Annotated in this window: 13 protein-coding genes; 5 read left to right on the plus strand and 8 right to left on the minus strand. The window is 43.3% G+C overall.

What is annotated here, in order from left to right; translation table 11 throughout:
- The first annotated feature begins 449 nt into the window (after window positions 1-449).
- Both ACTXGH_RS03855 and ACTXGH_RS03860 read left to right on the plus strand, forming a co-directional pair.
- Window positions 450-1,298 (plus strand): DUF2382 domain-containing protein, encoded by an 849-nt coding sequence (locus ACTXGH_RS03855; protein WP_439262889.1) that lies wholly within the window; start codon window positions 450-452, stop codon window positions 1,296-1,298.
- A 194-nt stretch (window positions 1,299-1,492) separates the two neighbouring features.
- Window positions 1,493-2,137, plus strand: a complete 645-nt coding sequence (locus ACTXGH_RS03860) for a YsnF/AvaK domain-containing protein (protein ID WP_439295561.1) — start codon at window positions 1,493-1,495, stop codon at window positions 2,135-2,137.
- A gap of 123 nt (window positions 2,138-2,260) precedes the next feature.
- Here the strand turns inward: ACTXGH_RS03860 and ACTXGH_RS03865 are convergent, their stop codons facing one another.
- The 3 genes from ACTXGH_RS03865 to ACTXGH_RS03875 form a co-directional block, all read right to left on the minus strand.
- Window positions 2,261-2,794, minus strand: coding sequence for a hypothetical protein (locus ACTXGH_RS03865; protein ID WP_439262892.1), 534 nt, complete (start codon window positions 2,792-2,794; stop codon window positions 2,261-2,263).
- A 220-nt stretch (window positions 2,795-3,014) separates the two neighbouring features.
- Window positions 3,015-5,837: a preprotein translocase subunit SecA gene (gene secA / locus ACTXGH_RS03870; RefSeq protein WP_439295560.1), complete on the minus strand. Its 2,823-nt coding sequence runs from the start codon at window positions 5,835-5,837 to the stop codon at window positions 3,015-3,017.
- A 90-nt stretch (window positions 5,838-5,927) separates the two neighbouring features.
- The gene (locus ACTXGH_RS03875) at window positions 5,928-6,116 is read right to left on the minus strand and encodes a hypothetical protein (RefSeq protein WP_439295559.1); all 189 of its coding nucleotides are present in this window, start codon (window positions 6,114-6,116) and stop codon (window positions 5,928-5,930) included.
- A 187-nt stretch (window positions 6,117-6,303) separates the two neighbouring features.
- Between ACTXGH_RS03875 and mutS the strand changes: the two genes are divergently transcribed.
- The 3 genes from mutS (at window position 6,304) to ACTXGH_RS03890 (ending at window position 10,686) form a co-directional block, all read left to right on the plus strand.
- Window positions 6,304-9,522, plus strand: coding sequence for a DNA mismatch repair protein MutS (mutS, locus tag ACTXGH_RS03880; RefSeq protein WP_439295558.1), 3,219 nt, complete (start codon window positions 6,304-6,306; stop codon window positions 9,520-9,522).
- Between the two features lie 96 nt (window positions 9,523-9,618).
- Window positions 9,619-9,942, plus strand: a complete 324-nt coding sequence (gene fdxA, locus ACTXGH_RS03885; protein WP_299185756.1) for a ferredoxin FdxA — start codon at window positions 9,619-9,621, stop codon at window positions 9,940-9,942.
- Between the two features lie 210 nt (window positions 9,943-10,152).
- On the plus strand, window positions 10,153-10,686 hold the full coding sequence (locus ACTXGH_RS03890; RefSeq protein ID WP_439295557.1) for an REP-associated tyrosine transposase: 534 nt from the start codon (window positions 10,153-10,155) through the stop codon (window positions 10,684-10,686).
- A gap of 272 nt (window positions 10,687-10,958) precedes the next feature.
- Here ACTXGH_RS03890 and ACTXGH_RS03895 read toward each other — a convergent pair whose 3' ends face one another.
- From ACTXGH_RS03895 to ACTXGH_RS03915, 5 genes are all read right to left on the minus strand, one after another.
- Complete coding sequence (locus ACTXGH_RS03895) at window positions 10,959-12,446, minus strand: fused MFS/spermidine synthase (RefSeq protein ID WP_439295556.1); 1,488 nt, start codon at window positions 12,444-12,446, stop codon at window positions 10,959-10,961.
- Between the two features lie 229 nt (window positions 12,447-12,675).
- Window positions 12,676-13,038 (minus strand): prepilin-type N-terminal cleavage/methylation domain-containing protein, encoded by a 363-nt coding sequence (locus ACTXGH_RS03900; protein ID WP_439295555.1) that lies wholly within the window; start codon window positions 13,036-13,038, stop codon window positions 12,676-12,678.
- Window positions 13,039-13,240: 202 nt separating this feature from the next.
- Window positions 13,241-13,708, minus strand: coding sequence for a pilin (locus ACTXGH_RS03905; protein ID WP_439295554.1), 468 nt, complete (start codon window positions 13,706-13,708; stop codon window positions 13,241-13,243).
- A gap of 536 nt (window positions 13,709-14,244) precedes the next feature.
- Window positions 14,245-14,682 (minus strand): type IV pilin protein, encoded by a 438-nt coding sequence (locus ACTXGH_RS03910; protein ID WP_439295553.1) that lies wholly within the window; start codon window positions 14,680-14,682, stop codon window positions 14,245-14,247.
- Window positions 14,682-15,272 (minus strand): type IV pilin protein, encoded by a 591-nt coding sequence (locus tag ACTXGH_RS03915; RefSeq protein WP_439295552.1) that lies wholly within the window; start codon window positions 15,270-15,272, stop codon window positions 14,682-14,684. The genes ACTXGH_RS03910 and ACTXGH_RS03915 overlap by 1 nt, the downstream gene beginning before the upstream one ends.
- Window positions 15,273-15,279: the final 7 nt, after the last annotated feature.

The raw sequence follows: 15,279 nt of genomic DNA on the forward strand, positions 1-15,279 counted from the left end.
CTTATCATTTTGATACTGATAACTCCATAACCGTACTATTAATCAATAGTACGGTTTTTTTTGTGCATGGCATACAACAATATGGTTAATATTTATGTGTGTAAAAATGCGTTAACTTATACCCAATTGATGTTATGACACTTACAGCCTATTACACGCAATTACGTCAGTTGCACATTTTGCTACCTTGTTTCTATATCTCGAGTAAAATCGCGATGTTACGATAGTTACAAGTTGATGCAGTCACTGTTTAGTTGTCAGTCAACAATGATAAGCATGATTCTTTATCGTTACTGACTGAATTCACTACTTATAACTGCAAATAATGAAGTAGAGGAAGAGTCGGTGTATTCTGACTTATTCAACGACATATTTATCATTGGCGTTATTTTTTGACGCTACTATTTTATTTATAAATAACCATTTACTCATATAAAAGGAAGACAATAATGAGCCAACTAATTCGCTTACAAGACATCCAAGCAACTCATCGTGACCTTATTGGTGATGACTATTATGACCCAACAGGCAAAACTGCTTACGGTGTCAATGAAGAAAAAATCGGTAAGATCGATGGCGCACTAGTAGAAGATACTACTGGCCGTATTCGCTATCTAATCGTTGACGCAGGCGGCTGGTTTAGCTCAAAAGAAGTTTTAGTACCAGCGGGTTTAGCGCGTATTGTTGGTGATGATGTATTCTTTGATAGTTTAACCAAAGCACAAGCTGATGCCATGGAAGAGTATGATCATGACTATCAGTATAGCTATAAAGAGCAGTACGAAAAAGATCGTCAAGCATTTGTAGCTGACACTGTACCAGCAGAAGAGCGTATGGAAGTTGCAGACCATGCTTATGATGCACCAAACACGCTAGAACTACTAGAAGAGCGTCTGACAGTAAATAAAGATCGTATCGTTGCAGGCCTAGTAAAAGTCGGCAAGCATGTTGTGACTGAAGAGCGTAACGTTGAAGTAGATCTTGAAGAAGAGCATGCTAACATTCAACGTACTACTGTAGATCGTCCATCAGAGCGTCGCATTGGTGACGTGACTGATAACGAGACTATCGAAGTTGAACTAGAAGCTGAACGTGCTCGTGTTAACAAAGAGACTTATGTTTCAGAAGAAGTTAATGTCGGTAAGACCACTGAGCGTCACACTGAAACCATCGTAGAAACTATTCAGCGTGAAGAGCTAGATATTGACCGTGATGGTAATGTTGTTGACCGTGAAGGTAACATCGTAGACCGTGATGGTATCACTGCTGAAGATGTACGTAGCGCACGTGGTATGTAATATTCTGATCTATCGTTTATCCTAATATGATAACTGCGATTAGGTAGCGTGAATATATAGCTAAGTAATCATCCTTAGCGAATTAAGGTCAGAGTTTGTCTCTGGCCTTTTTTTATGTCTTTCCCATGAATAATAGGCTTATATGTCGTTATCTAATCATATTAGTAAAATACTTGCCAATAATAAGGAACGTAATGATGAATACTAACCACGAAAAAGAGACCAATAATAAGTACAGTGCAAACGAAAGCGAAAACCAACGAGCGGGTACGACACCGCTATCAGCGTCTACGGCAAAGCTAGAGGATCATGCAGGAGAGAATAAACTGGCAGCGCCGCATACTACGGATAGCAGTGCTATTAGTAACCGTTTAGAATTACTAGAAGAGCGTCCAGTCATCAACAAGGAGCGCCTAGACGTCGGTAAAGTGACAGTGACTAAGCATACCCGTACCAAGTCTATTGAAGTGCCAATTGAGCTAGTAGAAGAGTATGTCACGATTCGCACTGAGTACAACGATGCTGAAAGCCAAGATCTGCTATCAGGTAACTATGATGAAAAAGACATTTTACGCCATGTTGAACCCTCATTAGATAGTAAGGCGGTAGTCACTATCAATGGTAAACAAATAGAAGTTGGCGATGCTCCTGTTGAAATCGTTTTATCACGTCAAGTGGCAACCATTACAAAAGATACTTATGCTATTCAAGAAATCGAAGTCAATAAGACCACGCATACGCATACAGACAGTATCCAAGTTGAGCTACAACACGAAGAACTAGATGTAACCGAGGAAGGGTTTTTAGAGCACGAAACTTCTCGTGTTCGTAAAGACTAGTCCTACCCGAAGCAAACTTATTTATTAAAAATAAGCGTGTTAAAGTTGAAAGTTAGAATATAAAAAAAGCAACGTGAACGTTGCTTTTTTTATGTCAGAATTAAAGTATACGGCTATTAATGCCTAGGTCTTATTACACTCGTAAGTACTGATATCCGTTTCGTCCTCGCCTGCTGTACGCATGACGCCTGTTGCACGCTCTTCGTGTGCCACGCGCCACTGAGTAAAGCCTTGACCACCATCCATAGCTGTATCAACTTCAAATACTTCAGGGTTGGTGCCTTCATTGGTTTGCATCAATGTAACTGTACCCATATCAGTACCGATAACCACTTGATTGGTTTCATCTTTATAAGTCGCTTCAACTTTTAAAGCAGGTGTACACAAATAAGTTATTTGAGTCAGATCAGTATTAACATTGGCAATCGTATCATCCTGTACTTCATTTAACGAAGCATCCTCAGTCGCGACGACGGTATCACTAGGGTCTGCTGGATCAGCCGACATTGGTACTGACTCTTCAGCGTTGATGCTATCCTCTAGGCTCGGCTCTGGCTCTTGCTGCTGCTGACAAGCACTGATGCTAATCGCACTAGCGAGTAAACCTGTCATCAAGGCCGTCATACGTAATTGTTTTAATTGTCCTAGATTCATCATTGTCTCCCAGATTGTTATGGTAAATACTATAGCGTGTCCGCCTATATTCGCCTATGTTGAATTTGTAAACAGTCATGACAAATTATCAAAATTCTTATTTGATAATCATATAGGTCTATCCATAGCCTACGTTAAGCAGCCAATGATCTTGCATAAAAATACCTATCACTGCTAACAGGGATAGGTAATTAAAATAAGCAATTAGGTATAAATTTTGGTGTTAGATTTTTCCATGGCATTGTTTGTATTTTAGACTAGAGCCACAAGGACAAGGCGCGTTACGGCTGATATTCATACCGGCATACGGGTTTGGCTCAGCGTCATTTGCATTATCAGGAATACTGACTCCTGCACTTGCGCCTGCTGCTACGCCTCCAGCAAGATTGACACGCATCTGACCGTTTGCCCGTTCACCTGGGTTTTGAGGGCGCGGCGTTGGCTGCGGTTCACCTGATAAGTTATCGACATCGTTATGCTCGAACTGCATTTTCATGCGCTCAGCATCTGCACGTTGCTGCGCTTCTAGTGCTTCTAACTCTTCTTTAGTTGGAATATGGACACGTGATAGATCTTGCACTGTCTCTGATTTGATAGCACCTAGCATCATCTGAAACAGCTCAAAGGACTCACGCTTATATTCTTGCTCAGGGTTCTTTTGTGCATAGCCACGCAAGTGAATGCCTTTACGTAGCTGATCCATCTGTGTTAAATGCTCTTTCCAATGCTTATCAAGGCTTTGAAGCATAAAGTGACGCTCAAGCTGGGCGGCGCTTTGGTCGCCCATTTGCTCACGGCGACCATGATAATGCGCTAGTGCTGTTTCGATAATTTTTGCTCGCAAGCCTTCTTCATCAAGACGACGGTCTTCATCGAGCCAATCATTGAGTGGCATGTAGACTTTGAACTCTTCTTCAAGCTCATCTTCTAATCCATCAACATTCCACTGATCATCGACAGAACCTGGCGGGATAAATTGATTAATCATGGCATTATAGACTTCATGATGCATCACTTCGATGGCATCCAGTAAATCCATATCATCGAGCAAATCATCACGCTGAGCATAAATAACTTTACGCTGCTCATTGGCCACGTCATCATACTTTAGCAAGTTTTTACGCGCATCAAAATCTCGGCTCTCAACCTTACCCTGAGCGTTTTCAATCGACTTTGACACCATCTTATGTTCGATAGCTTCGTCTTCTTTGAGACCCATAGCACGCATCATATTGACCACGCGATCACCAGCAAAGATACGCATGAGATCGTCTTCAAGCGATAAGAAAAAGCGCGACATACCAGGGTCACCCTGACGACCGGCACGGCCACGTAGCTGGTTATCGATACGACGAGACTCGTGGCGCTCAGAGCCGATAATATGCAAACCACCTGCGGCGACCACTTGATCGTGCTTGATTTGCCATTGGGCTTTTAGGCGTTGCATCTCATCAGCACTGACTGAGTCTATGTCTTCAATAAATGACTGCCAGTTACCACCCAAGATGATATCGGTACCGCGGCCTGCCATGTTGGTTGCAATAGTAACGGATTTTGGGCTACCCGCCTGCGCGATGATATCAGCCTCGCGCTCATGCTGCTTGGCATTTAGGACGTTATGCTTAACGCCTTCTTGATCGAGCAAATAAGATAACTCTTCACTGGCTTCAATCGTCGCTGTACCGACTAGCACTGGCGCGCCTTTATCCTGTATCTCTTTAATCTCGCGAATAATGCCTTTGTATTTACCCAGTTTGGTCAAAAATATCTGATCATCCATATCGACCCGGGCTATGGGCTTATGGGTTGGGATGACAATCACTTCCAAATCATACGTCGACTTAAATTCTGCCGCTTCGGTATCGGCCGTGCCGGTCATACCTGATAACTTGTCGTATAAACGGAAAAAGTTCTGGAAAGTTGTGGTTGCAAGCGTCTGGTTTTCGGCTTGAATCTCGACGTTTTCTTTGGCTTCGACCGCCTGATGCAGACCTTCTGACCAGCGACGACCTGGCATCGTACGGCCCGTATTTTCGTCAACGATGACCACTTCGCCTTCATCGACGATATAGTGCACGTTTTTGACAAATATGTGATGGGCGCGAATAGCCGCTTGTACGTGAGCTAATAAGGGTAAACGGCTTGGACTATACAGACTCTCATTTTCACCAAGCTCGCCTACTTCGATTAAGAAACTCTCAATCTTTTCGTAGCCTTTTTCGCTGATTTCGATTTGACGGTTTTTTTCATCAATCCAAAAATCTTCATCTTCATTATTCTTATTGGCTTCTTCATCTTTTGAGCGCACAAGCACCGGAATAATAGTATTAATCAGTGCATACATCCTTGATGAATCCTCGGCTTGACCTGAGATGATCAAAGGCGTACGCGCCTCATCGATTAAGATAGAGTCAATCTCATCAATGATACAAAAGTTCAGCGGGCGCTGCTTTTTCTCGCTGAGACTAAAGACCATATTGTCACGCAGATAATCAAAACCGTACTCGTTATTGGTACCATAAGTGATGTCCGCTTGATAAGCATCGACCTTTTCTTGTGCTGGTTGCTGTGAGTAAATCACTCCAACCGTCAGTCCCAAAAAGTTAAATAGTGGACGGTTCAAGTCCGCATCACGAGCGGCCAAGTAATCGTTGACCGTGACCACGTGGACACCTTTACTACTAATAGCATTTAGATAAATCGCCAAGGTCGCCATCAAGGTTTTACCCTCACCGGTCTTCATCTCAGCGATTTTGCCTTCGTGCAAGGTGATACCACCGATCAGCTGCACATCATAGTGACGCATGCCATTGACCCGCAGTGACGCTTCACGGCAGACGGCAAACGCTTCAGGCAATAGCGCATCTAAGCTCTCACCTTTTTGAAAGCGCGCTTTGAACGCTTCTGTTTTTTGTTGTAATTGTTCATCAGACAGAGCTTGCACGCCAGCCTCTTGGGCATTAATCTTGGTGACCACCTTACGCATACGTTTTAGTTCGCGGTCATTTTTGGTGCCAACCACACTGCCTACAATCTTTGATAACATAATTTTTTAACCTATGGAAATATTCGATAATTAGCGTAAATATAGTCAGCACAACACAAAATCGATAAGTGACGCCAAATGCATAGTCACTTATGATAGATATAAATCGTCGTTGTACATTGCTTGCAAGCGTGTCTTCGTACCAAAAACCCATGTCTTAACAGCACTATGCCGCTTGTAAAGTGCATCGACTATAGTAGCCAAAGCTTTACCCGCCGTCCTATCATCATCCGACCCAGTACTATCTGATGAAGCATCGCCAATAAAATGTGCCGTCATTATATATGGTTATGGCGCGGATGAATACAAGGGCAACCGGCGGATATTTGCCAGCGCTGAAACGCGGCAGGTCATGTTAAAATGGTAAATATTTGGCTATCGCCAAGCGCTGTTATCTACCTACCGTGTACCCAACTCTATACCTTTTATCAGCAATATTTAAGCCAAGCAATATAAGAGAACATGAATGTCTGCTAAACCACTTGATGTAAACCATGCCACCTCCAAAACCCTAACCATAGGCGATGCTGTCTACGATTTGGCCCATCATACGCCAATGATGGTGCAGTATCTGACCATGAAAGCGCGCTACCCAAATGCCTTGTTGCTCTATCGAATGGGCGATTTTTATGAGCTGTTTTTTGATGATGCCAAGCGTGCCGCGCAGATATTGGACATTACTTTAACGCGCCGCGGCACTGACAAAGCCGGCAACACTATCGCGATGGCAGGTGTACCCTTTCATGCTGCAGATAGCTACATGGCACGGCTCATTGCCGCTGGGCAAACGGTGGTGGTCTGTGAGCAAATCGATGAGGCAGCCGATAGCAACTCTTATCCAAGCATCGGCGAAAAAAGCAAAAAAGATAATACGCTACACAATAAAGGTAGCACTAAAGCCGCTAAGGCTAAGCCGCCCACCATCATGCGCCGCGAAGTGGTCAAGACGCTGACTGCTGGGACGATAACCGATGATGCACTTATCGCGCCCAATCAGACGCCTACTGTCGTCGCCATCGACATCGCCACACCGAATCCAAAGGCAAAAGATCGTAAACTGCCTATCCAAGCTGCAATCAGTCAACTGGACTTGACGGCAGGGACGCTCACCACTCAAACCCTAAGTGTGGATAGTAGTACAAGCGTTGCAACTGGAGAGAATAGTGATATAGCAACGCTACAAGCGCAAATGCTCACTGTCTTGGCACGCTTTGCCCCTAGTGAGTGTATCATCAGTGAAGCCACCAGTGAAGACTGGCTACTGTGGTTACGTAGTCATCTCGACTGCCCTATCATCGAAGTGGCGGCCAATGACTTCCACCGTGAGCACGCGACCGCAACGCTGTGTCAGCAGTTTGACGTACAGCGCTTAGATGGTTTGGGTATTAGTGATGCGCCCCTCAGTCAATCTAGCTGTGCTGCGCTGATACATTATGCACGCCAAACGCAGCAGCGCCAAGTGCCGCAGGTCAACCAGCTTATCGTTGAACACAGTGACGACTATCTGATTATCGATGCCAACAGCCAGCAAAATCTTGAATTGTTTACGCCTGTTAGTGCGAATGGAACGTCTCTGATATCGGTACTCAATCACTGCAAAACGCCCATGGGACGACGGTTATTGGTACAGCAAATGAAGCGTCCACTACGCTTACATACTCGTATCAACCAGCGCTTGGATGCGATAGCCAGCCTAATAGAAGTAGACAGTGCAAAAAACCATTTATCCAATAAAAATGCGATATTAATCACACACTTAGTCACACACTTACGCGACACCCTCAATGCCATTGGTGATATCGAGCGTATTAGCAGTCGTATCGGTCTGATGAGTGCCAAACCGCGCGATCTACGTAAGCTCGCCGATGGGATTGCCAGTAGCAATCATCTAACGACGCTACTGACCGAAGCGGGCATCCATCCTGAGCACACAGGATTACTACCGATGCTGATGCAGCAACTGCCCACTCAGCTGCCAACCGTACAAGCCGTCGCCGACCTTATCGAGCGCGCTATTGTCATAGAGCCACCTGCTCATATCCGTGATGGCGGTATGCTTGCAGCGGGTTATGATGAAGACTTTGATCGCTTGACCCATCTGCATGACAATATCCAAGCGACCCTTGATGAGATGGCAGAACGTATGCGGCAAGAGTGTCAGCTGCCAAGTCTAAAAGTCGGCTTTAATAAAGTCAGTGGCTTTTATTTTGAGCTGCCCAAGATGCAGGCTCAAAATGCGCCCAGTCACTTTATCCGTCGCCAAACACTCAAAAACGCTGAACGCTTTATCACTGATGAATTAAAAACCGTCGAAACCGAATATCTAAGCGCACAAACCTTGGCACTGGCGCGAGAAAAACAGCTATATCAGCAATTGCTGACCACGCTTAGCGACCATTTAACCGAGCTACAACAGTTAAGCGCCGCTATCGCTCAGATAGACGTCCTTAGCAATTGGGCGCAGCTGGCTATGACTCATAACTGGCAACGTCCAGTCATGCATGATGGCGCATCAAATAGCGTTATAAATAGTAAAAATGCAAAAAAAGAAGACAATAAAAACAGTAACGCTCAGCAAAACCAGCTGAACTTTGACGGCGCTAATCAAAGTCAGGCTCAAAGCCAACGGTCAGATCAAGCGCAAAGCCAAACCAGCATCGATATCCGTCAAGGTCGTCACGTCGTTGTCGAAGCGGCGTTAAATCCAGCCAATACGCACCAACAAAACACGCAAAATGACCATCCTAGCCATTTCGTTGCCAACGACTGCGCGCTTGGCAGCGATGAGCATCCCGAACGCTTATTAATCATTACTGGCCCTAATATGGGCGGCAAATCGACCTATATGCGTCAGACTGCCCTGATCGTGCTACTCGCTCATTGCGGCAGCTTTGTACCGGCTGAACACGCTCTTATCGGTGATATCGACCGGATTTTTACTCGTATTGGTTCTGCCGATGATCTGGCTGGCGGCAAATCTACCTTTATGGTGGAGATGATCGAAACCGCCAATATTTTGAACTTGGCAACAGATAGATCACTGGTACTCATGGATGAAGTCGGCCGCGGTACGGCAACCACTGATGGGCTTGCTATTGCACACGCTTGCGTCAATCGGCTACTTGAGATTGGTTGCTTGACCTTGTTTGCCACTCATTATTTTGAGCTGACTGCCCTGGCAAACAACGAGCTGGCAAATAATAAGCAGGCAGACAACGAACTATCAAACGATGAGCTGACAAATAAAAACGACAAGATTCGCAATGTGCATGTCGCGGCAAGCGACGTTGATGGGCAGCTATTACTGCTACATCAAATCCGTGAGGGCGCGGCAAGCTCCAGCTTTGGGTTGCATGTCGCCAAGATGGCAGGCATACCAGCACAAGTGCTAAACGATGCCAAACGTTATCTTATCGACAACTTAAGGTCTGAGCAGACCAAAAGCACTGATGACAAAACTGAATTAACTAAGTCGGCAAATGATAAAGGCCAGACATTCGATCAAAGTGATATAACTGAGGCGACTGTAGAAACCAATGCACAGGCAAGTTATCTAGCAGATAATAAACAACAAAAACAATTGCTTAGCTTATATGACGAGCTGATAAATACTGATCCTGACAGTCTAACGCCCAAGCAAGCTCATGACTTATTGTACGATCTTAGACAACGCATCAGTCGCTAAAGGGGTTTGTTAAAATCGTTTAAAAGCGCTAAAATATGCATTATTTTCATTATTCTATTCAGGCATTAGCCGAATCAATAACAGGTAGACCTCAATATGACCTTCGTCGTTGCAGATAATTGTATTCTTTGTAAACATACTGACTGTGTGGAAGTCTGCCCTGTGGACTGCTTTTATGAAGGGCCAAACTTCCTTGTCATTGATCCTGATGAGTGCATCGACTGCGCACTATGCGAGCCTGAATGCCCAGCCAATGCGATCTTCTCAGAAGATGAAGTGCCTAAAGGGCAAGAGATATTCATTGAGCTGAACGAAGAGCTGGCGCAAAAGTGGCCAAACATCACGGAGATGAAGCCGCCTATGCCAGACGCTGAAAAGTGGGACGGTGTCGAGGGTAAGATTCAGTATCTTGAGAAGTAGATTGATTTATTAGATAATTACTCTTAATGATATAGAGGCTGTAGCTTTTTGCTATAGCCTTTTTTATTGAAAGGCTTTTGATAAGCTATATTGTAGGGTAGGTTAGCAAAGCGTAACCCGCCAGACGTTATTCAAAATGAAATTATAGAAATAGCTAAATTTTAATCATGATAATATTGTTTTATTATAATTAACTTTTTCGTAGAACCCATGAAAAACTATCGTAGAAATAGACAAGCTGGGGCAACTTATTTTTTCACGTTTTGTCTAAATGATAGACGCAGCTCTCTTTTGACTGACTACATCGATGAATTAAGACAGGCTTATAGGAAAACTCAGTCAAAACTACCTTTTACTAGTGAGGCTATGGTAATACTTCCCGATCATATTCATGCGCTATGGACGATGCCCAACAACGACGATAATTATCCTGCCCGTATCAGGCTATTTAAAAGTCACTTTAGTCGTCAACTGCCTCAATCGCTCAAACAAACGAGCAGTATCAGTCGCACCAATCGTAAAGAAACTGGCGTTTGGCAACGGCGATATTGGAAACATACGATACGTGATGAGTTAGATTTTAATAATCATATGGACTATATTCACTTTAACCCTGTCAAACATAAGCTGGTAAGTTGTGCCACTGATTGGGCGTATTCTAGTTTTTTGCATGAGGTTAAAAAAGGAAGGTATGCTAAGGATTGGGCTACGGAAGCATTTGATAATGAAGCTATTGGAGAATAATAAATTTTGGGTTAATTGATCTTTTGCTACTAACAAAGGCGGGTTACGCTGCGCTAACCCACCCTACATAGTCAAATTAACAAAATTAACCTTTCGTAGGGTGGGTTAGTTTTATCAAATTCTTAACAAGAATTTTGTTAAAACGTATTCCGCCACTTTGTATTATGCTAATAGAAAATCCTATTTAAAGAATTTTCCTTGCAAGCCCTACTCTCTCGCTGCTTTTTAAATCTAAAAACCATTTAACGATATGATAACGTTAGATGGTTTTTTTATAGACTCTTTATAGACCGATAATAATACCTATCTAACCTAGGCAAATCATCAGTATGCACGGGTTGCTGCGCATTAAAAAATCCAGATTGAGCCAGCTTTTGACTACCAGGACAGGCAAAATTACATAGCATGATATTTTGTAGATTGACACTGTCGTATTTGGTCAGCACGTAGGCGGTATCTCCAAATACTTCTTGCCAATTTTTGAGAATGGTTTGGGTATAGCCATGCTCCTTTCGCGGTATGCCGATGATATTTGCCATGATATCGTTACTGTTGGCTTTGAACTGTGTCAACGCTTCAAGCGTGTACAGATTACTCGCAACATGTTGACCTTGAAAGGCATCAATGAGCATAAAATCATAACGGGCTTCTTTATTTCGGGTCAAATAGCCTCGAGCATCATCGCCTATAAACTCAATATTTGCCGCGATGGGTGCTTTTAAAAAGTGTTTTTCGATAATCTTTGGTAAGTCTTTGTCAATGTCGATAACGGTAAGCGCCATCTCGGGATTGTAATGTGCCACTTCACTTGGTGTGCCCATACCTGCACCACCCAAAAACACCAAGGTCTCGGGCTTGGTTTGTCCGATGGCTTCTACGGCAATCTCACCATACCAATGACAGTTTTTTTTGGTGGCGTATACCCAGCAGCTACTCGTCGACTGTCCTGGCTTGTCAGTGATAGTGACTGCCAAGTCTCTACCCGCCAGCGTATCTTTGATAAACCAAGCCCCTGTCGCGGTCTGGTAGCCAGTATCCACTCTGTTCATCATAATAAACGCCGCCGTCATGACTAGTGCCGAGGTAAAGAGCAAATAGTTGGTGACATGATCAGACGGCTTGATCGGCTCGTCGCTCTCTATTTGGATGGCAAGCTTGGTACAGAGCCATGCACTAAATGCCAATGACGCTATAAATAGCGCCAAGCTACTCATAAGCCCAATATAAGGCAACAAAAAAATCGGCGTCACGGTTGAGCCAAGTACGCTACCTACCGTGGTAATCGCTACCATCGTGCCAGCGTTTTTGCCCGCGTCAACACCATCGTCATTTTTGTATTTCAATGACAAAAACTGAGTAATAAGAGGAATGGCAGTTGAGCCAAACGCTAGCCCTACCCCGAACAGCAACCCGACACCGATTGCGGCGATGATAGGGCTGTCGGTACTGGATGTCATGGCTGCCAGTAGGGGCAACTGAATAATACAGGCGATGGCATGAGAGATGGCGGACAATGACAACACATAGCCTGCCTTTAGTAACGCTTGCCTTGGGGTGTATACTGCTTGCGATAAGCGCCCGCCATACCAGTAGCCAACGGCGATGGCGATCAGTACCATTGCCAGTATAACGCCAGTGATGGAGATGGATGAGCCAATATAGGTGGCTGATATACGAATGGCATAAATCTCGATACCAAGACCAGCAAAGCCTTCAAGTAGCGCAATGACCAAACATATCATTAAGACTTTTTTTTGCATAAGCTGAATCATTATAGGGGTGAGCAATTATGCAGAGTTTACACTATTCTTATTATTAGATGGGATGGTAGCTATGGTTAGTTACCTATGAGGATTTATAAATAAAAAAAGCCAACGTGACGTTTGGCTTTTGAGATATTGAGTAGGGTTTTTTGTAGGCTGGGTTTTTAACCCAGCATCGTGAACTTGCAGAATAAAAAAGCTGGGTTAAAAACTCAGCCTACGCCAACTAAGGCAGTATACGACACGGCGAACCGTTAGGAATATCACATTCAATACGAACATTTGAAGGTTGTTTAGCAGTCGCTATGATTTTTTGTTGAGTCTCTAGTGTCCAGCCTGTAGCATCGGTTATGGATTGACAAGCACTTATAACTGGAGCAATTATTGATACACTAGTATTATTTTCGTCTTTGAGCGTATAAAACACCTTATTACTATACCCTTTGACTTCTGATAAACAAGCGCTTTGTTTGGCTTTAGAAATATATTGCGTATAAATAGGAGTCGCAATCGCAGCCAATAAACCAATGATAACCACTACAATCATCATCTCTACGACTGTAAAACCTTTTTGTAATTGTTGAGTCATTATATTCGACTAAAGTTGTATTTAATGAGTAAGGTATAAAGCAGAAACTATGCCAATATGATTGTCTATTTAGTACTAATGGGTTTTTAAATATAAAAAAGCCAAACATGATGTTTGGCTTTTTAAGTAGTACGCTCATATTGTGAGCTGGGCTAAAAGTTCGGCCCACCCTTACTAGTTTTTAACTAGAATTACCAATATTTTAAGTTGGAGCAGTACATGTACCTACACTATTGCCTTCGATTAAGTCTTTAGCCGTCGTTTGAGTTACAGTTGTAGAATTACACCAAGTAATACCAGTACTACCTAACGTAGGAGTAAACGCTATTTTTTTGCCATCTACTCCACCACTGTTAATTCCTGTAGCTAAGGTCATTACAATCACACCATTCTCTGTAGCAACAGAAGCTACTTCTTGAGTTGCTGTAAAACTAGCATCTGCTGTAATTCCGTTAGAACCACTATCACAATCAGTTAATGCGCCTGTTTCTTGAGCACACAAAGCAACCTCAGTTTTTAAAGTTTGAGCAGCTGTAAGAGCTTTTCCAACTTTTGCTTTAACTGTATAGTTCTGATACTGGGGAATAGCGATCGCAGCTAGAATACCGATGATCGCAACAACGATCATTAGCTCGATAAGGGTAAAACCTTTTTGTGTAGTAGCGTTCATAAGAACTCCTTTAGATAATAGGTTGACAGCGTCGCCATATATTAGTTGGGCGTAGATACCTGCTGTCAGTGATATAAAATGCACGCTACCATATAGCGCATGCTGTCTTAATATGACTCTTAACAGGAGTGTTGCAGGTACTGTGCCAACTTTTTAAAGGAGAGGGGTCGAGATTTGATTATTTTGCTCACACTCAGTGTGTCATTATCCGTGCTTAAGATAAGCGGTTTTATTTAGCGATTGAACGGTAAAAATATAGTTAAATATTATTAGATTATAAAAGTTATTTAAGATAACTAACTACTAAAAAACGAATGGTAAGCTAAATTAAAATAGAATTAATAGGTAAATAAGGACTAAATACTAGTAACAAATTTTGTCACCATTTTTATCATCATGATAATGTTACTAAATTGTTGCAGCAAATTGTCACTCTCCAAAAAAGGTACTTTGGTCTAGATTGGAGAGATGACATTTTGTGTCAGGATGGGTTGATGGCGGGCGTATCAATTGTGGTATAAAGCTAACGATAAGAGCTAATTCCACTCATCGCCTGTACCGCAAGTTGCGACATTATTGACGTTACGGCATTTATTGCCTTGATAATTAAGGCTTAATGCACCGTCATTTGCCATCTGAGTACCAGCTTTTGGCGTAGCGGTAATACGCCATTTGGCGGTAAGCGGGTTGGGCGTAATAGCGATAGTATAAAGAGCATCGCCTTGCTTGGGATAGTCGCCAGCCAAATCTGTATTCACACCGCTACTGATAGCGTCATAGCTACCTTGTGCCAATTTGCGACTTTGAATCTCGGAGGCGATGTTTTGCATCTCAGTCATCATGTCCCCGCGTTTGGTCTTGATGGTATAGCCTTGATAGCTAGGCAAAGCGATGGCTGCGAGTATGCCGATGATAGCGACGACGATCATCAGCTCAATCAGGGTAAAGCCTTTATTACTATCTTTTGTTTGCATTACCAGCTCTCCGAATAGCTACCACAATCACTAGAGGCGAGAGTGACACTACTGTCATTATTTTTAGTTTTGCACTGTATGCCGTTGCTACTTAATAGGATTTTTTTGGCGGATGCATAGTTGCTATTGGGCTCTGCCATCATCTTCCAAGAGCGACCAACGGCATTGCTTACATTGCCACCTGTCTGCGTAGCGACTAGGCTTTTGGTTGTATCAGTCCCATCGACCAGACTGATCTTGTAGCGATAGTTGGTCGCATTGCTGCCTTTTGGCAGATAAATGGTTTTATTGTCAGATTCATCAAACCCGTAAGTCATCTCTCCGTTTGCATTGATGCTCTTTTTGGGGACAAAGCCTTTATAAGTTAATGCCGAGGCTCGCCAGCGGTTCAGCTCTATCTCTAAGCGCTTCATTTGCGACTGTGTTTCAAGCTCGGCATTACGTATGACATATTGACGATAAGAAGGCACGGCAATCGCTGCTAATACTCCGATAATCATGACCACAATCATAAGCTCAATCAGAGTAAAGCCTTGATTATGAGCGCCTCGAGGAGCGCTATTATTGGGTAGGATATACTTATGATGCATAATCGTT

The sequence above is a fragment of the Psychrobacter sp. 1Y10 genome, from assembly GCF_052259005.1.
Classification (GTDB): Bacteria; Pseudomonadota; Gammaproteobacteria; order Pseudomonadales; family Moraxellaceae; genus Psychrobacter; species Psychrobacter saeujeotis.

Excerpts from the sequence above, each read along its gene's own strand:
- ACTXGH_RS03905 (WP_439295554.1), bottom strand. The coding sequence starts at position 13,708 with ATGAACGCTACTACACAAAAAGGTTTTACCCTTATCGAGCTAATGATC.
- fdxA (WP_299185756.1), top strand. The coding sequence starts at position 9,619 with ATGACCTTCGTCGTTGCAGATAATTGTATTCTTTGTAAACATACTGAC.
- ACTXGH_RS03860 (WP_439295561.1), top strand. The coding sequence starts at position 1,493 with ATGATGAATACTAACCACGAAAAAGAGACCAATAATAAGTACAGTGCA.
- ACTXGH_RS03855 (WP_439262889.1), top strand. The coding sequence starts at position 450 with ATGAGCCAACTAATTCGCTTACAAGACATCCAAGCAACTCATCGTGAC.
- ACTXGH_RS03895 (WP_439295556.1), bottom strand. The coding sequence starts at position 12,446 with ATGCAAAAAAAAGTCTTAATGATATGTTTGGTCATTGCGCTACTTGAA.
- ACTXGH_RS03865 (WP_439262892.1), bottom strand. The coding sequence starts at position 2,794 with ATGATGAATCTAGGACAATTAAAACAATTACGTATGACGGCCTTGATG.
- ACTXGH_RS03900 (WP_439295555.1), bottom strand. The coding sequence starts at position 13,038 with ATGACTCAACAATTACAAAAAGGTTTTACAGTCGTAGAGATGATGATT.
- mutS (WP_439295558.1), top strand. The coding sequence starts at position 6,304 with ATGTCTGCTAAACCACTTGATGTAAACCATGCCACCTCCAAAACCCTA.
- ACTXGH_RS03890 (WP_439295557.1), top strand. The coding sequence starts at position 10,153 with ATGAAAAACTATCGTAGAAATAGACAAGCTGGGGCAACTTATTTTTTC.
- secA (WP_439295560.1), bottom strand. The coding sequence starts at position 5,837 with ATGTTATCAAAGATTGTAGGCAGTGTGGTTGGCACCAAAAATGACCGC.
- ACTXGH_RS03910 (WP_439295553.1), bottom strand. The coding sequence starts at position 14,682 with ATGCAAACAAAAGATAGTAATAAAGGCTTTACCCTGATTGAGCTGATG.
- ACTXGH_RS03915 (WP_439295552.1), bottom strand. The coding sequence starts at position 15,272 with ATGCATCATAAGTATATCCTACCCAATAATAGCGCTCCTCGAGGCGCT.
- ACTXGH_RS03875 (WP_439295559.1), bottom strand. The coding sequence starts at position 6,116 with ATGACGGCACATTTTATTGGCGATGCTTCATCAGATAGTACTGGGTCG.